The 25,382-nt window shown below is 65.4% G+C and carries 19 protein-coding genes; 13 read left to right on the top strand and 6 right to left on the bottom strand.

Annotated elements, in window-relative coordinates:
• Positions 1-39: 39 nt before the first annotated feature.
• Positions 40-1,179: an aminotransferase class V-fold PLP-dependent enzyme gene (locus AC1Q64_RS11455; protein ID WP_492251405.1), complete on the top strand. Its 1,140-nt coding sequence runs from the start codon at positions 40-42 to the stop codon at positions 1,177-1,179.
• 48 nt (positions 1,180-1,227) lie between these two features.
• Positions 1,228-2,544 carry a DUF445 domain-containing protein gene (locus tag AC1Q64_RS11450; protein ID WP_492251404.1) on the top strand — a complete coding sequence of 439 codons (1,317 nt, stop codon included), beginning with the start codon at positions 1,228-1,230 and terminating at the stop codon, positions 2,542-2,544.
• A gap of 444 nt (positions 2,545-2,988) precedes the next feature.
• On the opposite strand, the gene AC1Q64_RS11445 is transcribed toward AC1Q64_RS11450, so the two are convergent.
• The 5 genes from AC1Q64_RS11445 to purU form a co-directional block, all read right to left on the bottom strand.
• Positions 2,989-3,423: a hypothetical protein gene (locus tag AC1Q64_RS11445; protein WP_492251403.1), complete on the bottom strand. Its 435-nt coding sequence runs from the start codon at positions 3,421-3,423 to the stop codon at positions 2,989-2,991.
• A 97-nt stretch (positions 3,424-3,520) separates the two neighbouring features.
• Positions 3,521-4,057, bottom strand: a complete 537-nt coding sequence (locus AC1Q64_RS11440) for a hypothetical protein (RefSeq protein ID WP_291434134.1) — start codon at positions 4,055-4,057, stop codon at positions 3,521-3,523.
• A 214-nt stretch (positions 4,058-4,271) separates the two neighbouring features.
• Entirely contained in the window at positions 4,272-5,771 is a 1,500-nt protein-coding gene (locus AC1Q64_RS11435) for an FAD-linked oxidase C-terminal domain-containing protein (protein ID WP_492251402.1), read from the bottom strand.
• Between the two features lie 270 nt (positions 5,772-6,041).
• A complete protein-coding gene (locus tag AC1Q64_RS11430; protein WP_492251401.1) occupies positions 6,042-6,947 on the bottom strand; it encodes a LysR substrate-binding domain-containing protein in 906 nt (301 codons plus the stop codon).
• A 13-nt stretch (positions 6,948-6,960) separates the two neighbouring features.
• Positions 6,961-7,809 carry a formyltetrahydrofolate deformylase gene (purU, locus tag AC1Q64_RS11425; RefSeq protein ID WP_056059864.1) on the bottom strand — a complete coding sequence of 283 codons (849 nt, stop codon included), beginning with the start codon at positions 7,807-7,809 and terminating at the stop codon, positions 6,961-6,963.
• Positions 7,810-7,881: 72 nt separating this feature from the next.
• On the opposite strand from purU, the gene AC1Q64_RS11420 reads away from it, so the two are divergent.
• Positions 7,882-10,203: a putative bifunctional diguanylate cyclase/phosphodiesterase gene (locus AC1Q64_RS11420; RefSeq protein ID WP_492251400.1), complete on the top strand. Its 2,322-nt coding sequence runs from the start codon at positions 7,882-7,884 to the stop codon at positions 10,201-10,203.
• A gap of 10 nt (positions 10,204-10,213) precedes the next feature.
• Here the strand turns inward: AC1Q64_RS11420 and AC1Q64_RS11415 are convergent, their stop codons facing one another.
• Positions 10,214-11,092 carry a ChaN family lipoprotein gene (locus tag AC1Q64_RS11415; RefSeq protein WP_492251399.1) on the bottom strand — a complete coding sequence of 293 codons (879 nt, stop codon included), beginning with the start codon at positions 11,090-11,092 and terminating at the stop codon, positions 10,214-10,216.
• A gap of 71 nt (positions 11,093-11,163) precedes the next feature.
• Here AC1Q64_RS11415 and AC1Q64_RS11410 point away from each other — a divergent pair, with 71 nt between their 5' ends.
• The 10 genes from AC1Q64_RS11410 to AC1Q64_RS11365 all read left to right on the top strand — a co-directional run bounded on the left by AC1Q64_RS11410 (position 11,164) and on the right by AC1Q64_RS11365 (position 25,295).
• The gene (locus AC1Q64_RS11410) at positions 11,164-13,110 is read left to right on the top strand and encodes a type IV pili methyl-accepting chemotaxis transducer N-terminal domain-containing protein (protein ID WP_291434123.1); all 1,947 of its coding nucleotides are present in this window, start codon (positions 11,164-11,166) and stop codon (positions 13,108-13,110) included.
• A complete protein-coding gene (locus AC1Q64_RS11405) occupies positions 13,107-13,847 on the top strand; it encodes a response regulator (protein WP_492251398.1) in 741 nt (246 codons plus the stop codon). Before AC1Q64_RS11410 ends, AC1Q64_RS11405 begins: the two co-directional genes overlap by 4 nt.
• Positions 13,848-14,053: 206 nt before the next feature.
• On the top strand, positions 14,054-15,346 hold the full coding sequence (locus tag AC1Q64_RS11400; protein WP_291434120.1) for an MFS transporter: 1,293 nt from the start codon (positions 14,054-14,056) through the stop codon (positions 15,344-15,346).
• A gap of 22 nt (positions 15,347-15,368) precedes the next feature.
• On the top strand, positions 15,369-16,778 hold the full coding sequence (locus tag AC1Q64_RS11395) for a NarK family nitrate/nitrite MFS transporter (RefSeq protein ID WP_291434118.1): 1,410 nt from the start codon (positions 15,369-15,371) through the stop codon (positions 16,776-16,778).
• Between the two features lie 34 nt (positions 16,779-16,812).
• Complete coding sequence (locus AC1Q64_RS11390) at positions 16,813-20,616, top strand: nitrate reductase subunit alpha (RefSeq protein WP_492251397.1); 3,804 nt, start codon at positions 16,813-16,815, stop codon at positions 20,614-20,616.
• A gap of 17 nt (positions 20,617-20,633) precedes the next feature.
• Positions 20,634-22,157, top strand: a complete 1,524-nt coding sequence (gene narH / locus AC1Q64_RS11385; RefSeq protein ID WP_492251396.1) for a nitrate reductase subunit beta — start codon at positions 20,634-20,636, stop codon at positions 22,155-22,157.
• A 22-nt stretch (positions 22,158-22,179) separates the two neighbouring features.
• Positions 22,180-22,881 (top strand): nitrate reductase molybdenum cofactor assembly chaperone, encoded by a 702-nt coding sequence (narJ, locus tag AC1Q64_RS11380; RefSeq protein WP_291434112.1) that lies wholly within the window; start codon positions 22,180-22,182, stop codon positions 22,879-22,881.
• Complete coding sequence (gene narI / locus AC1Q64_RS11375; RefSeq protein WP_291434111.1) at positions 22,878-23,609, top strand: respiratory nitrate reductase subunit gamma; 732 nt, start codon at positions 22,878-22,880, stop codon at positions 23,607-23,609. Before narJ ends, narI begins: the two co-directional genes overlap by 4 nt.
• 27 nt (positions 23,610-23,636) lie before the next feature.
• Entirely contained in the window at positions 23,637-24,581 is a 945-nt protein-coding gene (locus AC1Q64_RS11370; protein WP_492251395.1) for a peptidylprolyl isomerase, read from the top strand.
• 36 nt (positions 24,582-24,617) lie between these two features.
• Positions 24,618-25,295, top strand: coding sequence for a carbonic anhydrase (locus tag AC1Q64_RS11365; protein WP_015012284.1), 678 nt, complete (start codon positions 24,618-24,620; stop codon positions 25,293-25,295).
• The last annotated feature ends 87 nt before the right edge of the window (positions 25,296-25,382 follow it).

Below are 25,382 nucleotides of genomic sequence, written 5' to 3'. Positions count from 1 at the left end.
TGCCGGGGTGGCGCCCCTGTTTGATGGAGACTTTGCACCATGCCCGGACTGCTGCCCGATATCGACCCTGATGGCCTGCTCGAATTTTCGGTGGTCTACACCGACCGCGCGCTCAACCACATGTCCAAACGCTTCACCGGCGTAGTGCAGGACATTTTGGGCACGCTGAAAGAGGTCTACCACGCCCACACCGCCGTGCTGGTGCCTGGCAGCGGCACCTTCGGCATGGAAGCCGTGGCGCGCCAGTTCGCCAACCGCGAGAAGGTGCTCATCGTGCGCAATGGCTGGTTCAGCTACCGCTGGACGCAGATCTTTGACGCCGACAAAGGCCTGGGTGGCGGCTCCGTGGTGTGCAAGGCGCGCCAGCAGGGCAGCGGCCCGCAGGCGCCCTGGGCTCCATGCCCCGCTGAAGAAGTTGCCGCCACCATCCGGGCCGAAAAGCCCAAGGTCGTGTTCGCCCCCCATGTGGAGACCGCCAGCGGCATCATCCTGAGTGACGACTACCTGCGCACCATCACAGCCGCCGCGCACGAAGTGGGCGCGCTGTTTGTGCTGGACTGTGTAGCGTCCGGCGCGATGTGGGTGGACATGCAGGCCACGGGCGTGGATGTGCTCATCAGCGCACCGCAAAAGGGCTGGAGCGGATCGCCTTGCTGCGCCATGGTGATGCTGTCCGAGCGTGCGCGCGAAGCCATCGAGGGCACCACGAGCAGCAGCTTTTCGTGCGACCTCAAGAAGTGGATGCAGATTGCCGAGGGCTACGAAAAAGGCCAGCACGCGTACCACACCACCATGCCCACCGATGCGCTGGTGCGCCTGTCCGAAGTGATGGCTGAGACGCGCGCCTACGGCTTTGCCAAGGTGCGCGAGGAGCAGATTGAGCTGGGCACCAAGGTGCGCGCGCTGCTCGAGTCGCGCGGCTTCCCCAGCGTGGCGGCCGATGGCTTCAAGGCGCCCGGTGTGGTGGTGAGCTACACCACCGACCCCGGCATCCAGAACGGCAAGAAGTTCATGGAAGTGGGCCTGCAGACCGCTGCTGGCGTGCCGCTGCAGTGCGACGAAGGCCCGGACTTCAAGACCTTCCGCATCGGCCTGTTCGGGCTGGAGAAGTGGCACAACGTGGACCGCACAGTGGGCCATTTGTCGAAAGCGTTGGACCAGATTGCGGCAGCACCCTGACCCGCGTTAGGGCGCTGCAGTGAGCAGACCCGCGCGCGGCTTGTCGGCATGAGCAGCAGCGCTCCTCCATCCCACTCAAACGCCGAAGATCCGGCGCGCGCCCTGCGGCGTGCCAAGCGACAAGCCCTGGGCCTGTTGCTGCTGGTCACGGCCGTGTTTGTGGCCACCAGCGTGGTCGAACGCGGCCTGTGGCTCAACGGCGTCAAGGCCATGGCCGAGGCTGCCATGGTGGGGGCGCTGGCGGACTGGTTTGCGGTGGTGGCGCTGTTCCGCCGCCCGCTGGGCCTTCCCATTCCGCACACGGCGGTCATCGCGCGCAACCAGGCGCGCATCGGCCGCAATCTGGCCACCTTTGTGCGCGACAAGTTCCTGGATGTGCCCTCGCTCGTGGCGCTGATCCGCCGGCACGACCCCGCCGAGCGGCTGGCGCAGTGGCTGACTACCCCCGGCAACGCTGCGCTACTGGGCCACCAGGCCACGCGCCTGGCGTCGACCGCACTGGAGATGGTGCAGGACGCGCAGGTAGAGCGTTTCATCCAGAAGGCGGCGCGCGCATTGATTGGCCAAGTGGACATGTCGCGCGCCCTGGCGGCGGTGCTGGATACCCTCACGCACAACGGCCGCCACCAGGCGCTGCTGGACGACGTGCTGGCCAAGCTCATCGAACTGCTGCAGAACGAGCAAACCCGCACCTGGGTCGCGCAGTCCATCGTGGTCTGGCTCAAGAAGGACCACCCGCGCACCGAGAAGTTGCTGCCCAGCGACTGGCTGGGCGACAAGGGCTCGGCCCTGCTGGCCCGCGCGCTGGAGAGCCTGATGGCCGATGTGGCCGCCAACCCGCAGCACGCACTGCGTGCGCAGTTTGATGTGGCGGTGCAGCGCTATATCGAGCGCCTGCGCAGCGACCCGGAATGGGCGCGCAAGGGCGAGGAGATCCGCACCTGGCTGCAGACCGACGCCACCGTGGGCGGCTACGTGCAGGCGCTGTGGCTGGACCTGCGCGGTGCGCTGCAGCGTGATTTGGCCGATGCCGATTCGGTGGTGGCGCGGCAGGTGGGCAAGCTGGGGTTGTGGCTGGGTGAGTCGCTGGCGGGGGACGCGGCGCTGCGGCAGTCGTTCAATGACCGGCTGGAGCGGTGGGCGCAGGGGCTGACGCCGGATGTGTCGGCGTTCATTGCGCAGCACATTGAGGACACCGTGCGGCGATGGGATACCGAGGAGATGACGCAGCTGATTGAGCTGAACATTGGCAAGGACCTGCAGTACATCCGTATCAACGGCACCGTGGTGGGGGGGGTGATCGGGCTGGTGCTGTTTGTGGTGTCGCACGCGGGGGAGGTTTGGCGGGCGGTGGTGGGCGGCTGAGTCTGAAGCAGTCTGAGTACCACCCTCAACCGTTCGGGCTGAGCTTGTCGTAGCCAGTGCTTGTCCGCTGGTTTGAGCGGCGTGCCTTTGCAAAGGGCGGAGGCCGGGAGTCGCCCCGGCGGGCGAGGTACTTTTCTTTGCTTCGCCAAAGAAAAGTACCCAAAAGAAAGGCGACCCCCAGTCTGCGACCCCTGCGCTTCGCTACGGGGCAAACCTGCGTCGGGGCGGTTGCGGGGTGCGCCGTGGAACTCGCTTTGCTGCTGCGCAGCGCCGCTCGGACAACCACGGCGAGCTAGAGCACGAGGCATGGGCGCTCCGACGCCCATGCCCACCCCGCAACCGCCCCGCCGCAGGCGCAGTCAGCAGGGGGTTGGGAGCCGAACAGCCAACAGCCGAACAGCCACACGGGCCATCGCGTTGCTCGGCCGCGCCCGCGCTGCGCTGCTAGCGTGCAGCCTTATCCGCCGCCATGTTGGCCGCGTGTTCTTCCTGCAGATGCTGCGCAATCTGCGCCCAGGCCAGCTTGGCCTCTGCGTCTTGCGCCCAGGCATAGCAACTGGCGATGTGCATGGCCGTCACCGCATGGTGCGGGTCGAGCACAAAGGCCACCTCGCACTGCAGTGCCGCCTGGCGCCACATCGCGGTCGCATCTTCGGATCCTTCTTTCTGCAGCGCGTGGGCTTCTGCCACCCATGCCTGTCCCAGTCGAAACGCGGCAGCATGTTGCGTGGGGTCAACGTCATGCGCCCGTTGAAACAACACGCCCGCCTGTCGCCACAACGCCCGCGCTGCGGCAAAGTCTTGCGTGGCCACGGCCTGCGCTTGGGCGACGAGGGCGTTGCCGGATTGGAGGAGGGTGGAGGGGGAGTCGCTGGGCATGGGGTCTTACAGGCGAGGGATAAGGTTGAGGATTGTCGGAGGTTTTGCTGGCCGCTATCGGCCACGAGCAGCGCTCCACCCCTTCGGCGTACCTTTGTCAGGTTTCGAGAAGTGCTCCGACCATCTTTGAACCCAAGAAGCCTCCATCGATAAGCCCGCACCGACTGGAAATCTCCCTCCTGAGGTGCATCGCCTTTGCGCTCTCAACTTCTGTTGGCACGGACCAAAACGACGGGGCCTTGATGCCCGGGAAAAAGACCGCCACGATCAAAGCTTCGCCCCCACTCTTCGTGACAAGTTCGACGTGGTTCTTTGGGAAACGCCCTATCGTCGTGTAGGAGCGCACTGAACTGAACTGATTTAGAGGGTAGTGATTTTGGATGGACGAAAAGAACGCGGAGACGGTATGGATGGTCACTTGCCTAGTTTGTGGATCAATCTCAATCCAACGGCGACTTTGTACCGCTTTGATCCACCAACTTACAAGAGTCACCAAGGTCAATATTGAAGCAATAACCAGCACAGATTTGGTCAGCTCTCCAAGTGCGATGGCGCGCAAGGCTTCCAAAACTAGAGCGCCAATGAGCATGTACAGCAGAAGGTACGAAACTTGGCTGCGCGCGTGAATTGGCATTTTCTAGGCGGCTTTCAGTTTGGAGGGTGAACCCGTCCAGCGCACATAACAGGAGTGGCTGGCAGAGCGCTGGATACTGTAGCTTCTACCAAAAAAAATCTGGTGCGAGCGAAATCACCGTTGGTCTGGGTCAGGCGATGAAACTGTGGCAGTTTGCAATTTCTAGTCAAGGGAGTACGGGGCTGCGCACTCAATTTGAAAGTGCTGCCACCGCTCAAAACCTCGGCAAATCCGGATGCTTGATCTGCCCCCCGCGCACCAACATCTTCCCGTACTCCGCACACCGGTTCAGCGTCGGAATCACCTTCCCCGGGTTCAGCAACCCCGCCGGGTCAAACGCATGCTTGAGCCCGAACATCTGCGCGTTCTCCGCCGCAGAGAACTGCACGCACATGCTGTTGAGCTTCTCCACGCCCACGCCATGCTCACCCGTCACGGTGCCGCCCATCGCCACGCTGGTTTCCAGAATCTCCGCGCCAAAAAGCTCGCAGCGGTGTAGCTGGTCGGCGTCGTTCGCGTCGAACAGGATCAGCGGGTGCAGGTTCCCGTCGCCCGCGTGGAACACGTTGGCGCAGCGCAGCTGGTATTTCTTTTCCATCTCCTGAATGGCCAGCAGGATGTCGGCCAGGCGCTTCCTCGGGATGGTGGAGTCCATGCACATGTAGTCGGGGCTGATGCGGCCGCTGGCGGGGAAGGCGTTCTTGCGGCCGCTCCAGAAGCGCAGGCGTTCGGCTTCGTCGTTGCTGACCGAGAGGGCGGTGGCGCCGGCAGCGCGCAGCACCTCGCTCATGCGGCCGATTTCTTCTTCCACCTCTTCGGGCGTGCCGTCGCTCTCGCACAGCAAGATGGCTTCGGCCGTGAGGTCATAGCCTGCGTGTACAAAATCTTCCACGGCAGCCGTCATGGGCTTGTCCATCATCTCCAGCCCGGCGGGGATGATGCCTGCCGCAATCACGGCAGCGACGGCGTCGCCCGCTTTGCGCACATCGTCAAAGCTGGCCATGATGCAGCGCGCCAGCTGCGGCTTGGGGATCAGCTTCACCGTCACTTCGGTGGTCACGGCCAGCATGCCTTCGCTGCCGATCACGGCGGCCAGCAGGTCGTAGCCGGGGGCGTCCAGGGCCTCGCTGCCGAATTCGACGGGCTCGCCTTCCACCGTGAAGCCCTTGACCTTGAGCACGTTGTGCACCGTCAGGCCGTATTTCAGGCAGTGCACGCCGCCCGAGTTCTCGGCCACGTTGCCGCCGATGGTGCAGGCGATCTGGCTACTGGGGTCGGGCGCGTAGTACAGGCCGTAGGGGGCAGCGGCCTCGCTGATGGCCAGGTTGCGCACGCCGCACTGGACCACGGCCGTGCGGCTTTCGGGGTTGAGGTCGAGGATGCGGTTGAACTTGGCCAGCGACATGGTCACGCCCATGGCGTGCGGCATGGCGCCGCCGGACAGGCCCGTGCCCGCGCCGCGTGCCACCACGGGCACTTGCAGCTGGTGGCACACGCGCAGCACGGCCTGCACTTCGTCGTAGGTTTCCGGCAGGCACACCACCAGCGGGCGCTGGCGGTAGGCGGTGAGGCCGTCGCATTCGTAGGGGGTGGTGTCTTCGCTGTGCCAGAGCAGGGCGTGGGCCGGTAGTACGCGGCCCAGGGCCTGGACAATTTCGGCTTGGCGTGCGGCGCGCTCGGACAGGGCTGCGGTGGGGGCGGCGGCAGTGTTCATGGCTGTCACTGTAGGGGATGGCCGGATGCCGCGGGGTGAGCTTTTCTGCAGGGGATTGTGAAAAAGACCCGGATGCTCATTTATTAATAGCTGCTGGCGCTTGATGGACAAGCGCTGGGGCTGATTTTTGTCTGAAATTCGTGGAAGAGGGCGCGGCTCGGGCGAGGGCAGCCGAGCAAGGGCCGCCCCGTAGCGAGGGCTGTGTCCCCCTTCCCGGCGCAGCCGAGAGAAGGGGGAAGGCGCCAAAGGCGACTCAGGGGGATGCTTCTACTACGCCATGGTTTTGCGCAGCCATTCGGCAAACGCCGCGCATTCCCACCGGTCCATGGTGCCGGTGCGCCAGCACAGGTAGTGCGCGTGGGGGCTGGCGGTGTCGGTGTCGAACAGGCGCACCAGCGTGCCGTTCTCCAGCCAGGGCGCGCCCAGCTTGAGACGCACCAGCGCCACGCCCATGCCGGCGGCGGCGCCGTCGCACATCAGTCCGATGTCGTTGAACTGCGAGCCCTCGCTGGGCTCGGCCCAATCGAGACCCGTGGCAGCAAACCAGGTGCGCCAGGGCTCCAGCGGACTGCGCAGCAGGGGCACGCCTTCCAGGTCCTCGGGGCGGTCAAACGGGCCGTGCTCGCGCACGAACGCGGGCGAGGCCAGGGGCGTGACCAGGTCGCGGGCCAGCTCCACATGCTCCACGTCGGCATAGTGGCCGGGGCCAAAGCGCACCATCAGGTCGGCGTCTTCGGCCACCACGTCCAGGAGCGGGATGGACACCTGCAGGGCCAGGTCGATCTCGGGGTAGGCCTCGGTGAACTGGCGCAGGCGAGGGATGAGGATGGTGCGCGCAAACGTGGGCGTGACCGCCAGCTTGAGCCGCCGCCGCCCGGGCGCGGCCGCCTGGCCGGGGAACCGCTGCAGCGCACCCAACCCCTCGCGCACATGGGCCAGGTAGGCGCTGCCCTCGGTGGTCAGCGAAAAATCGGCCCGGCCGAACAATCGCACGCCCAGGATCTGCTCGAGCTGCTTGACGCGGTGGCTCACCGCGCTGGGCGTCACGCACAGCTCGTCGGCGGTCTGCGTCACGCTGCGCAGGCGAGCCAGGGCCTCGAACGTCAGCAGGCACTGGATGGGTGGGATGCGCCGGGCTGCGCTGCTGAGGAAGGAGGACGGGACTGCCGTGGCCATGGGGCAGAACGGGTTAGCGGAAGATCACGGTCTTGTGGCCGTTCAGGATCACGCGGTGCTCGCTGTGCCACTTCACGGCGCGAGCCAGCACCTGGCTTTCGGTGTCGCGGCCCCGGGCCGTGAGGTCTTCCACGGTGTCGGTGTGGTCGGCGCGGGCCACGTCCTGCTCGATGATCGGGCCTTCGTCCAGGTCGGCCGTCACATAGTGGGCCGTGGCGCCGATCAGCTTCACGCCCCGGTCATGGGCCTGGTAGTAAGGCTTGGCGCCCTTGAAGCTGGGCAGGAAGCTGTGGTGGATGTTGATGGCCCGACCGGCCAACTTTTGACATAGGTCAAGAGAAAGTATCTGCATGTAACGGGCCAATACCACCAACTCGGCCCCTTCGCCCTCGATAATCTCAAACTGTTTGGCTTCGGCCTGGGCCTTGGTGCTGCCCGTCATCGGGATGTGATGAAACGGCACGTTGTAGCTGGCCGCCAGCTGGTAGAAGTCGCGGTGGTTGCTGATGATGGCGCGGATGTCGATGGGCAGCAGACCACTCTTCCAGCGGAACAGCAGGTCGTTGAGGCAGTGGCCTTCCTTGCTGACCATGAGCACGGTTTTCATGGGGGCGGCCGTGGCGTGCAGGCTCCAGTGCATGTTGTAGGGCTCGGCAAAGCTGGTCAGGCGCGCCTTGAGGGTGGGGTGGTCGTGCTGGTCGCAGGCAAACTGCACCCGCATGAAGAACAGGCCCGTGGCGTGGTCGTTGTACTGTGCGGCTTCTTCGATGTTGCCGCCATGCTCCAGCAAAAAGCCCGAGACGGCGTGCACCAGCCCCAGGCGGTCGGGGCATGACAGGGTAAGGATGTAGGCGTTGGTCATAGCTGTGCAATTGTCGCAGCAAGGGCCAAGTGCCGTGAAACCGTGAAATCAACAAGGAGCGCAAGAAGCGCAATGGGTAACGAGGGCTATGCCTCATCACTGGTCCCCTGGCGGGGCATGCTGCTGTACTTGGTGCTGGGGGTGGCCTGGGTGTTTGCGGGCGATGTGTTGCTGGCCCACTGGGTGGCCGACCCTGTCCAACTGACCCGTTTTCAGACCTGGAAGGGCTGGGGCTATGTAGTGCTGACCAGCGGCCTGGCCTGGTGGCTGCTGCGGCGCATGCGCCTCGCCGAAAAAGTGCGCATGGCCATGGCGCAGGAGCTGACGCAGATCGTGCGCCATGCGCCGGCCGGTTTTGCACGGGTGGCCCGAGACGGCAGCTTTCTGTGGGCCAACACCCGCCTGTGCGATCTGCTGGGCGCCACGCTGGCACAGACGCTAGGCCTCAATTTTCGCGATGTGATGGTCGCCCAGGACCGCGACTGGGCCGCGTCGCAACTGGAGCGCCTGCTGGCAGGCGAGATCGACCACTATGTGGGCGAGCGCCACTGCCAGCGGCTGGACAGCGGCCGCCGGGTGCCGGTGCTGTGCACCGTGACACTGGCACCCGCCGTGGGCGAGGAGCCCGCGCATCTGGTGTGTGTGGTGCAGGACCTCGACGAGATCAAGGCCGCCCGCGCCGCGCTGCAGCGCAGCGAGGCCCGCCAGCGCCTGGCGGCCACGGTGGTGGACAACACCATGGAGGGCGTGGTGGTGACCGATGCCCACAGCCGCATCCTGTCTGTCAACGCGGCGTTCACCCGGCTGCTGGGCTATACCGAGGAGGAGCTGCTGGGCAAGACCCCGCGCGTCTTCAAGTCGGGTCGCCACGACAAGGCTTTTTATGAGGCGATGTGGGCAGCGCTGACCGAGACCGGGTACTGGCAAGGCGAGATATGGAACCGCCGCAAGAACGGCGAAATCTTCCCGGAGCACATGTCCCTGTCGGCCGTGCGCGATCCGGCGGGCGAGATCACGCACTACGTGTGCATGTTCACCGACATCTCCGAAGAAAAGGCCCAGCAGCGGCAGCTTGAATACCTGGCGCACAACGACCCGCTCACGGGTTTGTCCAACCGCACTTGGTTCGGGCATCAGCTGGAGCTGGCGGTGCAGGAGGCGCAGGTCAGTGGCGAGCACATTGCCGTGCTGCTGCTCAACCTGGACCGTTTCAAGGACGTGAACGACAGCTACGGCCATGCCACGGGCGACGAGGTGCTCAAGCACATTGCGCGGCAGGTGCAGTCCGCCCTGCGGCCGGGGGATGTGCTGGGCCGCATGGCGGGCGACGAGCTGGCCGTGGTGGCGCGCAACCTGCGTCATGCCGACGGCGCTGCCGCCGTGGCGCGCCATCTGATCCGCGCGGTGGCTGAGCCCTGGCGCTCACCCGACGGGCTGGAGGTGGTGGCGGGTGTCAGCGTGGGCATCTGCATGTTCCCCGAGCACGCCAGCACCACCGAGCTGCTGCTGCAGGGCGCCCACGCGGCAGTCTATGGCGCCAAGGCGCGCGGCCGGGGCGCCTGGTGCTTCTTCCACGAGGCCATGACCCAGGCTGCCCGCGAGCGGCTGGAGCTGGAGTCGCGCCTGCGCCTGGCGCTGGCCCAGGGCCATCTGCAGATGTACTACCAGCCCCAGATCGACATTGCCACAGGGCGCATCCTGGGCGCAGAGGCCTTGGTGCGCTGGAACGACCCGCAGGAGGGGTTGATATCGCCCGCACGCTTTATCCCGGTGGCCGAGACGTCAGGCGTCATCGGCCCGCTGGGCGAATGGGTGGTGCGCGAGGTGTGCCGCCAGGGCCAGCAATGGCGCGATGAGGGACTGCCCGCACTGACCCTGGCGCTGAACGTATCGCCGCGCCAGTTCCACCTGACCGACCTGGCCGGGTGCACGGCGGCCGCGCTGCAGGCCAGCGGGTTTCCGGCGGCACTGCTGGAGCTGGAGATCACCGAAAGCGCCCTGGCCGAGCGCACCGAAGAGGCCCGCCAGATGCTGGTGCGCCTGCGTGAGCTGGGGGTGCGCATCGCGGTGGACGACTTTGGCACCGGCTATTCGTCGCTCGCGCAGCTCAAGCGTTTTCCCATCGACGTGCTCAAGATCGACCAGGGTTTCATCCGCGATATTCCGCAAAGCGAGGACGACATGGCCATCAGCGCCGCCATCATTGCCATGGGGCACAGCATGGGCCTGTCGGTGCTGGCCGAAGGGGTGGAGACCGAGGGGCAGCTGGCCTTTCTGCGCGAGCGGGGCTGCGACACCTACCAGGGCTACCTGTGCAGCCGCCCTATGCCAGCCAACGATTTTGTGGCACTGCTGCGCACGCAGGCGGCGCCTGTAGCCACCGTTCAGGGCTGAAACGGCACGCTCAGACCTTCTGTCCGGGCAGCGCCGGGCGCCACTGCTCTCGCAGCTCTGCGCACACATCACGCGGGGGCAGCGCCGGGGTGCTGATCACTGCATCAGCCTCTGCACCTGATTTGATAGCACCTTGTGCATGTTCTACCTGCGCTAGAGCCACTTTTGACAAAACATTTGCGGGCCAGTGGGTGGGGATGCCCAGGTGGCGCAGCACGTGGCCGCCGCCTGCCACCAGCAGCACTGTCTGGCCGGGACGCAACGCCTCCAGTGCGGTCTGGGCCATGCTGGCGTCGCGGGCGATCTGGATGCGGGCCATGGGCGCGATTTGTGACTCTGGCAGCAGCCCGCAGTGGCCGTCGCGCAGCGCCTGGTACTGCTGGGCCAGCGCCGGGGCGGGCAGGTGCTGGTCCCAGGAGGTGTCGGCCATGGCGGCCCGCATGCGGACGCGGGGCAGGTTGCCACCCAGTACGGGCACCCCGGCGCCCACGGCGGCCATCACCACCGGGCCATAGGCCTGCCACGGCCAAGCGGCGTTGTCCCACTGCAGGGCGGCCCGGGCCTGGGCCTCGCTGGCATCGCGCGGCAGGTCCTGGGTGCTGTGGCCGCGCTCGGCCATCTCCATCACCACGGCCGCCAGCAGCCCCCGTGCAGCCAGCCACGCCACGGCCTCGCGCTGCAGGCGCTGGTGGTCGGGCGCATCATGCTGCTCGCCCAGCAGCAGTACATCGGCGGGCAGCAGGCTCTGCAAGCGGTCGGGCCAGAGGGGGGGCGGTTGGGAGCTGGGCGGCGTGCCGGGTGCAGGGGAATTGGCGCAGCCAGCCAGCGCCACCATGGCGCTTCCCAGCACCAGCCAGGCTCGCAGGAGGGGGAGGGACAGTCGTTGCATGGCGCCATGCTACGCGGGCCGCTCTTGACCTGGGTCAAGGTTGTGGTCATGCCCCTTCCCTACACTGCGCCATGCGCTCCCGTCCCACGCTCTCCGCCAAACTCCTTGCCATGGGCGCGGGTTTTTTGTTGGTAGCGCTTGCTTCCATCGGCCTGACACTGTGGGTGACCTGGAAGCTCGAAGGCGGCGCGGCTGCCGTCAACGAGGCGGGCCGCCTGCGCATGAACATGCTGCGCATGGTGCTGGTGCTGCAGACCGAGCCACCCGAGGCCGTGCAAGAGCGCGCCCGCCAGTTCGACGCCAGCCTGGATTTGCTGCGCACGGGCGATCCGTCGCGCCCGCTGTTTGTGCCGTGGAGCGACGAGACGCGTACGCGGTTCGATGGCATCCGTGCCCGTTGGACCGAGGCCCGCACCGGGTGGGTCAGCGCATTGCCCCCGGACCGCGCCCGGAATCTGGCGGAGGCCGATGCCTTTGTGCAGCAGGTCGATGGTTTTGTGGACGCCATCGAGATCCAGATCGCGGGCTGGACCGCCGCGCTGCACCTGTTCCAGTTGTTCATGATGGCGCTGGCCATCGTGGCTGCCGTCACCTTCATGGCCGTGAGCTACCTGCTGGTCATCAACCCGGTGGCGCGCCTGCAGCAGGCCCAGGCCCGGCTGCGCCAGGGCGAGCTGGGCACGCGGCTGCCAGTGGATACGGATGACGAGTTCGGCCAGCTGTCAGCGGGCTTCAACCTCATGGCGCACGCGCTGCAGGCTTCGCACGACGAGCTGGAGCACAAGGTGCGCGAAAAAACCGCCAGCATCGCTGTGCAGAACCAGCGCCTGGCGGCGTTGTATGAGGTGAGCGCGCTGGCCAGCACGGCGGGCAGCCTGGAGCTGCTGGCCCAGGGCTTTGTGCAGCAGATCCGCCGTGTGGCCGGTGCCGATGCCGCCGCCGTGCGCTGGTCCAATGAGGCCAACGAACGCTACGTGCTGCTGGCGGGTGACGGCCTGCCGCGCACCATGGCCGAAGGCGAGCACTGCCTGCACACCGGCTCTTGCCTGTGCGGCCAGCCACAGGCCCAGGCGCGCACGCGGGTCATTCCCATCACTCCGTCCACGGCAGTCGCCTTGCCCCATTGCCGCGAGGCGGGTTTCCAGACCATGGTCACCATCCCGGTGCAGATGCAGCATCGCCTGCTGGGCGAAGTCGACCTGTTTTTCCGCTCGCCGGTGGAGCTGACCGATGAGCTGCGCGATCTGCTCGAAGCCATGACGCGCCATCTGGCCAGTGCCATGGAGGGCTTGCGCGCCACCGCGCTGGAGCGCGAGGCGGCGGTGGCCGAAGAGCGCAGCCTGCTGGCGCGCGAGCTGCACGACTCCATCGCCCAGTCGCTGGCCTTCCTGAAGATCCAGACCCAGCTGCTGCGCGATGCCGTGGCGCGCGGCGATGAGGCCAAGCGCGACCGCAGCATCGGCGAGCTGGATGTGGGTGTGCGCGAGTGTTATTCGGATGTGCGCGAGCTGCTGGTGCACTTTCGCACCCGCACCAGCGAGGAAGACATCGAGTCCGCGCTGCGCGCCACGTTGTCCAAGTTTGAGCACCAGACCGGCATGGCCACCACGCTGGGCATGGTGGGCCACGGCTTGCCGCTGGCGCAGGACGTGCAGATCCAGGTGCTGCACATGGTGCAGGAAGCCTTGTCGAACGTGCGCAAACATTCGGGCGCCACGCGGGTGGATGTGCTGGTGCACCGCCACCCGCGCTGGCGCTTTGAGGTGCAGGACAACGGCACCGGTTTTGAGGTGGCCTCCGTGCCACCTGACTCGCTGCATGTAGGCCTGGGCATCATGCGCGAGCGGGCACAGCGGATTGGCGCGGTGATACAGGTGGAGTCCGCGCCCGGGCAAGGCACCCGCGTGTGCATCGAGCTTCCCTCGGTCGCACCTACCCAGCCTCACCAGTCCGTCGCCTCGACCCCATCAGCCGCTTCGGCATACGCCGCCGACCCCCACCACGCCCCCACGCCATGACGACCTCTGCATTGCCCGTTGCCACACCACCCGCGCCAGCGCTGGCGACACCGCCTGTCACGCTGCTGGTGGTGGACGACCACACGCTGTTCCGGCGTGGGCTGATCGCGCTGCTTGGGCAGTACGACGGCCTGTCCGTGGTGGGCGAGGCGGGGGATGCCGCGCAGGCCCTGAGGCTCGCTCCCCAGTTGCAGCCGCAGGTGATCCTGCTCGACAACCACCTGCCGGGCGTGATGGGTGTGGATGCCATCCAGGGCCTGCGCGAGGTGTCTCCCACCTCGCGCGTGCTCATGCTCACCGTGAGCGAGGATGCGCAGGACCTGGCGACCGCGCTGCGCAACGGCGCGCAGGGCTACCTGCTCAAGACCATCGACGGCGATCTGCTGGCCCAGGCCATTCGCCGCGCCGCCCGGGGCGAGCCCGTGGTCAGCCCCGAGCTGATGGGCAAGCTGGTGGCTGCGTTTCAGTCGCAGGGCGCGCCCGACGTGGCGCCTGCGCCGCCCGTGCCCGCCGACTCCGCTGTGGTCGCCGCCAGCGGCTTCACGCCCTTGTCGCCACGCGAGGAAGACGTGCTGCGCGAGATCGCACGCGGTGCCAGCAACAAGGAAATTGCGCGCACGCTCGACATCGCCGAGACCACCGTTAAGATCCATGTGCAGCACATTCTGCGCAAGTTGGGCCTGAGTTCGCGCGTGCAGGCTGCTGTGTACGCATCGGACCGGCAGCGCTCCGAATAGCGCTGGTCCGCACGCGCTGCGTGCATGGCGGGCCGGGTTTGTGCAAAGGCCACCGCCGCACATCGCTTGCACCATAGTTCTTTCGGACGATGCTCCGCCCCGGTTGACTAGTCCCTCTGCCGCGCCGTACACCCTCTAGTGAAGGATGTGCAAAAAGCCCCGCACACGCGACCATTCCTCTCATGCAAAAAGAGAGGAATCGCGCAATGGCCAACGCAACCCTGCCCCCGGGCGACAGCCCGCAGCGCACCCGTCAGGCTTGGTCGGTGCTCATCGTCAGCACCTTCGCCTTCACGGTCTGCTTCATGGTCTGGATGATGTTCGGCGTCATCGGCATCCCCATCAAGAAGATGCTGAACCTGAACTCCACGCAGTTCGGTCTGCTCATGTCCATGCCTGTGCTCACGGGCTCGCTGGTGCGGGTGCCGCTGGGCATCTGGACCGACAAGTTCGGTGGCCGCATCGTGATGGCCGCTGTCATGGCCACCACCGTGCCTGCCATCTGGCTCATGAGTTACGCCACCGAGTACTGGCACTTCCTCACCATCGGCCTGTTCGTGGGCCTCGCGGGGGGCTCGTTCTCGGTGGGTACGCCCTATGTGGCCCGCTGGTTCCCCAAGCACCGCCAGGGCACGGCCATGGGTGTGTATGGCGCAGGCAACTCGGGCGCCGCCGTGAACAAGTTCGTGGCCCCGGTGCTGCTGGTGGCCTTTGGCTGGACCATGGTGCCGCAGGTGTATGCGGCCATCATGCTCGGTACCCTGGTGCTGTTCTGGCTGTTCAGCTACAGCGACCCGGCCCATCTGGTGCCCAGCAACGTCAAGTTCACCGATCAGCTCAAGGCGCTGAAGGACCCCAAGGTCCTCAAGTACTGCCAGTACTACAGCATCGTCTTTGGCGGCTATGTGGCGCTGTCGCTGTGGATGGTGCAGTACTACGTGGGCGAGTTCGGTCTCGACATTCGCGTGGCGGCACTGCTGGCTGCGTGCTTCTCGCTGCCCGGTGGTGTTCTGCGCGCCATCGGCGGCATGCTGTCTGACAAGTACGGCGCCCACAGCGTGACCTGGTGGGTGATGTGGGTGAGCTGGATCTGCCTGTTCCTGCTGAGCTACCCACAGACCGATTTCACCATCGTCACCGTCAACGGCCCCAAGACCTTCCACATCGGCCTGAACGTGTATCTGTTCACCGGTCTCATGTTTCTGTTGGGCATCTGCTGGGCCTTCGGCAAGGCCAGTGTCTTCAAGTACATCAGCGACGACTACCCCCAGAACATCGGTGCCATCAGCGGCATCGTGGGCCTGGCAGGTGGCATGGGCGGGTTCGTGCTGCCGATCCTGTTCGGTGCGCTGATGGACCTCACCGGCATCCGCTCCAGCGCATTCATGCTGATGTATGGCGTGGTGTGGGTCTCGCTCATCTGGATGTACTTCACTGAAGTGCGTCATACCCCCGTCATGGGTGCACAGGGCGCCGCAGCCTCTGCGGCCACCCGCTAATTTTTTGCAAAGGACCCTCACCATGTCTGCCACCACCACCAGCGGGCGCCAGGGGCGTCTGCTCACCCTCTGGGCCCCGGAGGACAAATCGTTCTGGGAGCGCGAAGGCGAAGCCATCGCCAAGCTCAACCTGTGGATCTCGGTGCCCGCGCTGTTTCTGGCCTTTGCCATCTGGCAGGTCTGGAGCGTGGTCGCCGTGAGCCTGCCGGGCCTCGGGTTCAAGTATTCGACCAACCAGCTGTTCTGGCTGGCCGCAGCGCCCGCGCTCTCGGGCGCCACGCTGCGCATCTTCTACTCTTTCATGGTGCCACTGGTCGGTGGCCGCCGCTGGACGGCGATCTCCACCGCCTCGCTGCTCATCCCTGCGATTGGCATCGGTTTTGCGGTGCAGGACAACACCACGGCCTACCCCACCATGCTCATCCTGGCGCTGCTGTGTGGCCTGGGCGGCGGCAACTTCAGCTCCAGCATGGCCAACATCAGCTTTTTCTTTCCGAAGGAGCGCAAGGGCTCGGCGCTGGGTGTGAATGCGGGCCTCGGTAACCTGGGCGTGTCGGTGGTGCAGTTCCTGAGTCCGCTGGTGGTCACGGCCGGCATCTTCGGCATCTTTGGTGGTGAAGGCCAGACCATTGTGAAGAACGGCCAGACCGTTCAGGTGTGGACGCAGAACGCCGCCTTCATCTGGGTGCCATGGATTGCGCTGACGGCGCTGGCCGCCTGGTTTGGCATGAACGACATTGCCGACGCGCGGGCCTCGTTCGCAGCGCAGGCCGCTATCTTCCGGCGCAAGCACAACTGGCTGATGTGTGTGCTGTACCTCGGCACCTTTGGCTCGTTCATCGGCTATGCCGCAGGATTCCCGCTGCTCATCAAGAGCCAGTTCCCTGGCGTCAACCCCTTGGCCTACGCCTGGCTGGGGCCGCTGGTGGGCGCGGTGGTCCGGCCGTTTGGCGGGTGGCTGGCCGACAAGCTCGGCGGCGCACGCGTCACGCTGTGGAACTTCATCGTCATGGCGATTGCTGTGGTGGGCGTCACGGTGTTCCTGCCCTCGGCGGGCTACGAAGGCCAGTTTGCAGGCTTCTTCGTTTGCTTCCTGGTGCTGTTCCTTACCACTGGCATCGGCAACGGCTCCACCTTCCGCATGATCCCCGTGATCTTCCTGACCGAGGCCATGCGCGGCGTGGACCCCCGCAACACCGCTGCTGTGGCCCAGGCCAACAAGGAGGGCAACACCCTGGGCGCCGCCACACTGGGCTTCACGGCCGCCATGGCTGCCTACGGTGGGTTCTTCATTCCCAAGAGCTACGGCAGCTCCATCGCGCTGACCGGCAGCCCCCATGCCGCGCTGTGGACGTTCTTCGCCTTCTACCTCGTTTGCATCGTGATCACTTGGTGGCACTACGCGCGCAAGAACGCCGCCATGCCTTGCTGATGACCCCTGAACAGAACAGAACAAGGAGCCCCCGATGAGCCATTTCCTCGACCGCCTTTCGTACTTCTCCCAACCCCGCGAGACCTTTGCCCAGGGCCATGGCGAAACCAACGGTGAAGACCGCACCTGGGAAGACGCCTACCGCGACCGCTGGGCACACGACAATATCGTGCGCTCCACGCACGGCGTGAACTGCACGGGCAGCTGCTCGTGGAAGATCTACGTCAAGGGCGGCATCGTCACCTGGGAAACCCAGCAGACCGACTACCCCCGAACCCGGCCTGACCTGCCCAACCACGAGCCCCGTGGCTGCGCGCGTGGCGCCAGCTACAGCTGGTATCTGTACAGCGCCAACCGCGTCAAATACCCCATGGTGCGTGGTCGCCTGCTCAAGCACTGGCGCGCTGCCATCGCCTTGGCCAAGAGCCCGGTGGATGCCTGGGCCAGCATCGTCGAAAACGATGCCTCCAAGCGCGAATGGCAAAAGCAGCGCGGCCTGGGCGGCTTCGTGCGCAGTACCTGGGAAGAAGTCAACCAGATGATTGCTGCGGCCAACGTGTACACCATCAAGAAGCACGGGCCGGACCGCATCATCGGCTTTTCGCCCATTCCGGCGATGTCGATGATTTCGTACGCCGCTGGCAGCCGCTACCTCAGCCTGATTGGCGGCGTGTGCATGAGCTTTTACGACTGGTACTGCGACCTGCCCCCCAGCAGCCCGCAGACCTGGGGCGAGCAGACCGACGTGCCTGAATCGGCCGACTGGTACAACAGCTCGTACATCATTGCCTGGGGCTCCAACGTGCCCCAGACGCGCACGCCCGACGCGCACTTCTTGACCGAGGTGCGCTACAAAGGCACCAAGGTCGTGTCCATCACGCCCGACTATTCCGAAGTTGCCAAGCTGGGCGATTTGTGGATGCACCCCAAGCAGGGGACGGACGCCGCCGTGGCCATGGCCATGGGCCATGTGATCCTGAAGGAGTTTTACTTCAAGGATGGCGGCAAAGGACGCAGCCCGTACTTTGATGACTATGCACGCCGCTACACCGACCTGCCGCTGCTGGTGGTGCTGAAGGAAAAGACGCTGCCCGATGGCCGCACGGTGATGGTGCCCGACCGCTATGTGCGCGCCAGCGACTTCCCCGGCCAGCTCGACCAGTCCAACAACCCTGACTGGAAGACCGTGGGCTACGACGAGCTGGGTCAGGTCACGCTGCCCAATGGCTCCATCGGCTTCCGGTGGGGGGCCGACGGGCGTGCCGACCAGGGCCTGTGGAACCTGGAGAACAAGGAAGCGCGCACCGGCAACACCGTCAAGCTCAAGCTCTCGGTGATCGAGGACGGCGCTCAGGCCCATGAAGTGGCTGATGTGGCCTTCCCGTACTTTGGCGGCGTGGCAACGCCCAACTTCACGGCCAACGAACAGGGCGGCGACGTGATGGTGCGCCGCGTGCCGGTGTCCCACCTGGAGCTGGCCGGGCACGAAGCCCAGGGCCGGGTGATGGTGGCCACCGTGTTCGACCTGCTGGCTGGCAACTACGGCATTGACCGGGGTCTGCCCGGCGAAGAGCAGGGCGTTACCTACGACAGCGACCGCCCCTACACGCCCGCCTGGCAGGAAAAGATCACCGGTGTGCCGCGCGATCAGATCATCACCGTGGCCCGCCAGTTTGCCGACAACGCGCACAAGACACAGGGCAAGTCCATGGTGATCATCGGCGCGGCCATGAACCACTGGTACCACAGCGACATGAACTACCGCGGCATCATCAACATGCTGATGCTGTGCGGCTGTATCGGCCAAAGCGGTGGCGGCTGGGCGCACTACGTGGGCCAGGAAAAGCTGCGCCCCCAAACCGGCTGGACGGCGCTGGCCTTTGCGCTGGACTGGATCCGCCCGCCCCGCCAGATGAACAGCACGAGCTTCTTCTACGCCCACACCGACCAGTGGCGCTACGAGAAGCTGGGCATGGAGGAAATCCTCTCGCCCCTGGCCGATGCCAGCGCCTACCACGGTGCGCAGATCGACTACAACGTGCGCGCCGAGCGCATGGGCTGGCTGCCATCAGCCCCCCAGCTCAAGACCAGCCCGCTACAGGTGGCCAAGGACGCCGCAGCCAGGGGCATGGACGCCAAGGACTACGTGGTCCAGTCACTGAAAGACGGCAGCCTGGAGATGAGCTGCGAAGACCCGGACCACCCCGCCAACTGGCCGCGCAACATGTTCGTGTGGCGCTCCAACATCCTGGGCTCGTCGGGCAAGGGGCATGAGTACTTCCTCAAGCACCTGCTGGGGACCACCCATGGCGTGCAGGGCAAGGATCTGGGCAAGGACGAAGCCAAGCCCGAGGAAGTGCAGTGGCACGCCAACGCACCCGAAGGCAAGCTGGACCTGCTGGTCACGCTCGACTTCCGCATGAGCACCACCTGTCTGTACTCCGACATCGTGCTGCCCACTGCCACCTGGTACGAGAAGAACGACCTCAACACCAGCGACATGCATCCCTTCATCCATCCGCTGTCGACAGCGGTGGACCCGGCCTGGCAGGCCAAGAGCGACTGGGAGATCTACAAGGGTTTCGCCAAGGCCGTGAGCGAGGTCAGCGTGGGCCATCTGGGCGTCGAAAAGGACGTGGTGCTCACACCCATCATGCACGACACGGCTGGCGAAATGGCACAGCCCTATGGTGTGCGCGACTGGAAGCGGGGCGAGTGCGAACTCATCCCCGGCAAGACGGCGCCGCAGGTCACGGTGGTCGAGCGCGACTACCCTAACCTCTACAAACGCTTTACCGCGCTGGGCCCGCTGATGGAGAAGGTGGGCAACGGCGGCAAGGGCATTGGCTGGAACACGCAGACCGAGGTGGGCCAGCTGGGTGACCTGAACGGCCGCGTCAAGGAAGAGGGCGTGACACAGGGCATGCCCCGCATCGTGACCGACATCGACGCCACCGAAGTGGTGATGATGCTGGCCCCCGAAACCAACGGCCACGTGGCCTGCAAGGCCTGGGAGGCCCTGGGCAAGCAGACCGGGCGCGACCACGTGCACCTGGCGCTGCACCGCGAGGACGAGAAGATCCGCTTCCGCGACATCCAGGCGCAGCCGCGCAAGATCATCAGCTCGCCCACCTGGTCCGGCCTGGAGAGCGAGAAGGTCAGCTACAACGCGGGCTACACCAACGTGCACGAGTACATCCCGTGGCGCACCCTCACGGGCCGCCAGCAGTTCTACCAGGACCACCCGTGGATGCGTGACTTCGGCGAAGGCTTTGTGAGCTACCGTCCACCGGTACACCTCAAGACACTGGAAGAAGTCGAAGGCAAGAAGCCCAACGGTAACCGCGAGATTGCGCTGAACTTCATCACGCCGCACCAGAAGTGGGGCATCCACAGCACGTACAGCGACAACCTGATGATGCTCACGCTCAACCGGGGTGGCTCCGTGGTGTGGCTGAGCGAAGACGACGCCAAGGTCGCGGGCATCGTGGACAACGACTGGGTCGAACTCTTCAACGCCAACGGCGCCATTGCGGCCCGTGCGGTGGTGAGCCAGCGTGTGAACCCCGGCATGGTGATGATGTACCACTCGCAAGAGAAGATCATTAACACCCCCGGCTCCGAGATTACCGGCACCCGTGGCGGTATCCACAACTCGGTCACGCGCATCGTGCTCAAGCCCACCCACATGATTGGCGGCTACGCACAGTACAGCTACGGCTTCAACTACTACGGAACCATCGGCACCAACCGCGACGAGTTCGTGCTGGTGCGCAAGATGGACCGCGTGGACTGGCTCGACGATGAGCCTGTGTCCAGCACCGCAGCCCACGCCTGAAGCCAAGGAGAAACACGATGAAAATTCGCGCACAAATCGGCATGGTGCTGAACCTGGACAAGTGCATTGGTTGCCACACCTGTTCCGTCACCTGCAAGAACGTCTGGACCAGCCGCCCCGGGGTGGAATACGCCTGGTTCAACAACGTCGAAACCAAGCCAGGCATCGGCTACCCCAAGGAATGGGAAAACCAGGACAAGTGGAACGGCGGCTGGGTGCGAAGCCCTGACGGCTCCATCGCCCCCCGCCAGGGCGGTAAGTGGAAGCTGCTCATGCGCATCTTCGCCAACCCCAACCTGCCGCAGATCGACGACTACTACGAGCCCTTCACGTTCGACTACGACCACCTGCAGTCGGCGCCTGAAAGCAAGGCCGCACCTACGGCCCGCCCGCGCAGCCTGATCACCGGCAAGCGCATGGAGAAGATCGAGTGGGGCCCGAACTGGGAAGAAATCCTGGGCGGTGAGTTCAGCAAGCGCAGCAAGGACAAGAACTTCGACGATGTGCAAAAGGACATCTACGGCCAGTTCGAAAACACCTTCATGATGTACCTGCCGCGCCTGTGCGAGCACTGCCTGAACCCGGCGTGCGTGGCATCGTGCCCTAGCGGCTCGATCTACAAGCGCGAGGAAGACGGCATCGTGCTGATCGACCAGGACAAATGCCGCGGCTGGCGCATGTGCGTCTCAGGCTGCCCCTACAAGAAGATTTATTACAACTGGCAATCGGGCAAGGCCGAGAAGTGCATCTTCTGCTACCCCCGCATCGAAGCGGGCCAGCCGACCGTGTGCTCGGAAACCTGCGTGGGCCGCATCCGCTACCTGGGCGTGCTGCTGTATGACGCAGACCGCATCCAGGAAGCCGCCAGCGTGGAGCGCGACCGCGACCTGTATCAGGCGCAGCTCGACATCTTCCTGAACCCGAACGACCCCGACGTCATCAAGCAGGCCCGCATCGACGGTATCCCGGACAGCTGGATGGACGCCGCCCGCAACAGCCCCGTCTACAAGATGGCGGTGGATTGGAAGGTGGCCCTGCCGCTGCACCCCGAGTACCGCACGCTGCCCATGGTCTGGTATGTGCCACCGCTGTCGCCCATCACGGCGGCCGCCAACGCCGGCCATGTGGGTGTGAATGGTGAGATCCCGGACGTGTCGCAACTACGCATTCCTGTGCAGTACCTCGCCAACCTGCTGACCGCTGGTGACACCGGCCCCGTGGTGCGAGCGCTGGAACGCATGCTGGCCATGCGCACCTACCAGCGAGACAAGCATGTGGAGCAGCGCCAGAACCTGTCGGTGCTCAAGCAGGCGGGCCTGTCGATGGCCGAGGTCGAAGAGATGTACCACGTGATGGCGATTGCCAACTACGAGGACCGCTTCGTCATTCCGTCAGCCCATCGCGAGTACGCCGAGAACGCGTTTGACATCCGGGGTGGTTGCGGCTTCTCGTTTGGCAACGGTTGCTCCGATGGCGCCACTGAGACCAGCATGTTCGGCGGCAAGAAGCCCCGCACGATCCCGATCAAGGCCACGGTCTGATCGCACACAGGAAGGAATCACCATGTTCAAGAAGAACCCGACCTCCGTGCGCCTGACCCTGCGCGCCCTGGGCTACCTGCTGAGCTACCCCGATGCGCAATTGCGCAGCGTGATGCCGCAGCTCATCGATGCGCTGCAGACCGAGCAAGCCCTGACGGCCGAGCGCATGGAGGAGCTGAACGCGGTGTGCGAGCACCTGGCTGCACTCGACCCGCTCGAAGCCGAAGCCCGCTACGTGGACAACTTCGATCGCGGCCGCCAGACTTCTTTGCACCTGTTCGAGCATGTGCACGGCGACTCGCGCGACCGGGGCCCGGCGCTCATCGACCTGCTGCAGACCTACGAAAAGGCCGGCCTGCAGTTTCAGGCGGAGGAGCTGCCCGACCACCTGCCCGTGGTGCTGGAGTTCGCCTCCACCCAGCCGCCCGAAGTGGCCAGGGAGTTCCTGGGCGAAATGGCCCACATCCTGAATGCCTTGTTCAGCGCATTGGTCGCGCGCAACAGCCCCTATGCCAGCGTGATCGCCGCCGTGCTCGAAGTGTCGGGCCAGCGCGTGCAGTCGGTGGCGCTCACTCCCGAGCCACCCATGGACGAAGTCTGGGCTGAGCCCGAAGCGTTTGGCGGTTGCAGCACCCAGGGCCAGTCCAAGCCCGACCAACCGCAGCCTCTGCATTTTGTTCGTACCCCCCGCGCCGAGCGGGCACCCGAAGGAGTCTCAGCATGACCGCCTGGCTTGACACCCTGTTGTTTGGCATCTATCCCTATATTTGCCTGGCCGTTTTCTTCATTGGCAGCTGGGTGCGGTTTGACCGTGACCAGTACACCTGGAAGAGTGATTCATCGCAGCTGCTGCGCACCGGCAGCCTGCGCTGGGGCAGCAACCTGTTTCACATCGGCGTTTTGTTCCTGTTCTTTGGCCACACGGTCGGTATGCTCACGCCCCACTTCTTGTACGAGCACTTCATCAGTGCGGGGGCCAAGCAGATCATGGCCATGGTGACCGGCGGCTTCGCTGGCGTGCTGGGCTTCATCGGCCTGTCCATCCTGCTGCACCGCCGCCTGTCGGACGCGCGCATCCGCGCCACGTCCAAGACCAGCGACATCTTGATCCTCGTGCTGCTGTGGATGCAACTGGCGCTGGGCCTGGCGACCATTCCCATGTCGGCGCAGCATCTGGATGGCTCCATGATGATGAAACTGGCCGAGTGGGGGCAGCGCGTGGTGACCTTCCGCAGCGGCGGGGTGGAGCTGCTGGCCGAGGCGGGCTGGATCTTCAAGGCCCACATGTTCCTCGGCATGACGATTTTCCTGGTCTTCCCGTTCACCCGCCTAGTGCATGTGTGGAGCGGCTTTGGCACGCTGGCCTATGTGCTGCGTCCCTACCAGGTGGTGCGTGCGCGCCGCCTGAATCTGCCCCCAGGCCACATGCAGTCGCAAGACCGCCGCGCCTGAAATACACCGACTATCAAGGAGCACACCATGAGCGGATGTGGAACCGGGAGCTGCGGATGCGGCTCCACCGACAGCACTGTTGCGGCAGCCCCTGCCAGCACGCTGACCCCCACGCAGGCTGCCGCCTACGAGGCCCTGGCTGCAACCATGGCCGATGTGCCCCTGCAAGCCCCCCCGACACCCGTGGCGGGCGCAATGGGCGGCGCGATGGCGGCAATCGCACGCGTCAACGGCGTGACACTCAATGCCCCGCACGAGCGGCTGGACGAAGAGGCACTGCGCCAACGCGCTTGCACCGAGCTGCTGCGCCAGGCCGCCCAGCAGGCGGGGCTGCTGTCGGCAGACGATGTGCCGGGTGTCCAGGGCGCCATCAGCACAGAGGCTTCCAACGCCATCGAGCAACTGCTGGACACTGAGCTGCCCATTCCCGATCCGTCGGAGGAGGCCTGCCGCCGATACCACGAGGCCCACCCCGCAGCCCATGCCCAAGGTGAGCGCGCGCAACTGCGCCATGTGCTGTTTGCGGTGACGCCAGGCGTTGACGTGAAACAGCTGCGCCTGCGGGCCGAGGCCTTGCTCATTGAATTGCGCTGCGCCGACGATGGCGGCGCCCAGTTCGCCAGGGCCGCCGCCCAGTGGTCCAACTGCCCCAGTGGCCAGCAAGGTGGTGACCTGGGCTGGCTGACCCGCGCCGACTGTGCTCCCGAGTTCGCCCGCGAGGTGTTTGGCAGCGCCGAGATCGGCGTGCTGGCGCGCCTGGTGCACAGCCGCTTCGGCCTGCATGTGGTGGAGGTGGTGGCCCGCGACCCGGGGCAACAGCCCTCGTTCGAGGACGTGCGCCAAGCCATCGCGCTCACCCTGCGCCAGCAGGCCTGGGTGAACGCGCTGCGCCAGTACCTGCAGCTGCTGGCGGGCGCCGCCGTGGTCGAAGGGGTGGCGCTGGACGCGGCCGACACACCACTCGTACAGTAGTTGCTCCGCACACCACCTTTACCCGATTGCCTGCCCATGCCCGACGAGTTGCTGGACCGCTTGCGCCGCTTTCATGACGACGCTTTCCCCCAGTACCGCCAGCAGTTCCAGGCGCTGGTGGACGAAGGGCAGCATCCCACCACCTTGTTCATCGGGTGTTCCGACTCCCGCCTGGTGCCCTACCTGCTGACAGGTGCGGGGCCGGGCGAGTTGTTTCTGGTGCGCAATGTGGGGGCGTTCATCCCACCGTACGACGGGTCGCATGGCCACCATGGCACCACGGCGGCCATCGAGTTTGCGGTGCTCAACCTGCAGGTACGCCGCATCGTGGTGTGCGGCCACAGTCACTGTGGGGCCATCAAGGCGATGTATGGTGAGGTGTCGCCCGAGGCTCCCAACCTCAACCGCTGGCTGGACCTGGGGCGTGAGGCCCTGTTGCCCATGCAGCCAGGCCCCGAGGTATTGCGCCGCACTGAACAGCGCGCGGTGGTGCTGCAGTTGGAGCGCCTCATGGAGTACCCCATGGTGCGCAGCCGGGTGCAGTCGGGCCAGATCAGCCTGCACGGTTGGCACTATGTGATCGAGGACGGCGAAGTGCATGTGTTCGACGTCCAGACCGGTGGATTTGTGCCCGCGTCGCAGTCGGACCACAGCGGCACCGGCCCCTACCAGCCCTACGTGGAGCACGATGGGCAGGTGCTGGTGGACGAGTGAGCAGTCAGCTGCTTGCCATGCGTCGGCATTCGGAGTGGAATGAGCGCTCCTTGATGGAACGCAACCCCGTTTCAGTGTGAAACCCAA

This window comes from Acidovorax sp. GW835-FHT14G06 (assembly GCF_058793595.1).
This window is presented reverse-complemented; position numbering and strand designations above follow the sequence as displayed.

Coding starts and splice junctions, on each gene's coding strand:
- AC1Q64_RS11455 (WP_492251405.1), top strand. CDS start 40: ATGCCCGGACTGCTGCCCGATATCGACCCTGATGGCCTGCTCGAATTT.
- AC1Q64_RS11450 (WP_492251404.1), top strand. CDS start 1,228: ATGAGCAGCAGCGCTCCTCCATCCCACTCAAACGCCGAAGATCCGGCG.
- AC1Q64_RS11445 (WP_492251403.1), bottom strand. CDS start 3,423: ATGCCCAGCGACTCCCCCTCCACCCTCCTCCAATCCGGCAACGCCCTC.
- AC1Q64_RS11440 (WP_291434134.1), bottom strand. CDS start 4,057: ATGCCAATTCACGCGCGCAGCCAAGTTTCGTACCTTCTGCTGTACATG.
- AC1Q64_RS11435 (WP_492251402.1), bottom strand. CDS start 5,771: ATGAACACTGCCGCCGCCCCCACCGCAGCCCTGTCCGAGCGCGCCGCA.
- AC1Q64_RS11430 (WP_492251401.1), bottom strand. CDS start 6,947: ATGGCCACGGCAGTCCCGTCCTCCTTCCTCAGCAGCGCAGCCCGGCGC.
- purU (WP_056059864.1), bottom strand. CDS start 7,809: ATGACCAACGCCTACATCCTTACCCTGTCATGCCCCGACCGCCTGGGG.
- AC1Q64_RS11420 (WP_492251400.1), top strand. CDS start 7,882: ATGGGTAACGAGGGCTATGCCTCATCACTGGTCCCCTGGCGGGGCATG.
- AC1Q64_RS11415 (WP_492251399.1), bottom strand. CDS start 11,092: ATGCAACGACTGTCCCTCCCCCTCCTGCGAGCCTGGCTGGTGCTGGGA.
- AC1Q64_RS11410 (WP_291434123.1), top strand. CDS start 11,164: ATGCGCTCCCGTCCCACGCTCTCCGCCAAACTCCTTGCCATGGGCGCG.
- AC1Q64_RS11405 (WP_492251398.1), top strand. CDS start 13,107: ATGACGACCTCTGCATTGCCCGTTGCCACACCACCCGCGCCAGCGCTG.
- AC1Q64_RS11400 (WP_291434120.1), top strand. CDS start 14,054: ATGGCCAACGCAACCCTGCCCCCGGGCGACAGCCCGCAGCGCACCCGT.
- AC1Q64_RS11395 (WP_291434118.1), top strand. CDS start 15,369: ATGTCTGCCACCACCACCAGCGGGCGCCAGGGGCGTCTGCTCACCCTC.
- AC1Q64_RS11390 (WP_492251397.1), top strand. CDS start 16,813: ATGAGCCATTTCCTCGACCGCCTTTCGTACTTCTCCCAACCCCGCGAG.
- narH (WP_492251396.1), top strand. CDS start 20,634: ATGAAAATTCGCGCACAAATCGGCATGGTGCTGAACCTGGACAAGTGC.
- narJ (WP_291434112.1), top strand. CDS start 22,180: ATGTTCAAGAAGAACCCGACCTCCGTGCGCCTGACCCTGCGCGCCCTG.
- narI (WP_291434111.1), top strand. CDS start 22,878: ATGACCGCCTGGCTTGACACCCTGTTGTTTGGCATCTATCCCTATATT.
- AC1Q64_RS11370 (WP_492251395.1), top strand. CDS start 23,637: ATGAGCGGATGTGGAACCGGGAGCTGCGGATGCGGCTCCACCGACAGC.
- AC1Q64_RS11365 (WP_015012284.1), top strand. CDS start 24,618: ATGCCCGACGAGTTGCTGGACCGCTTGCGCCGCTTTCATGACGACGCT.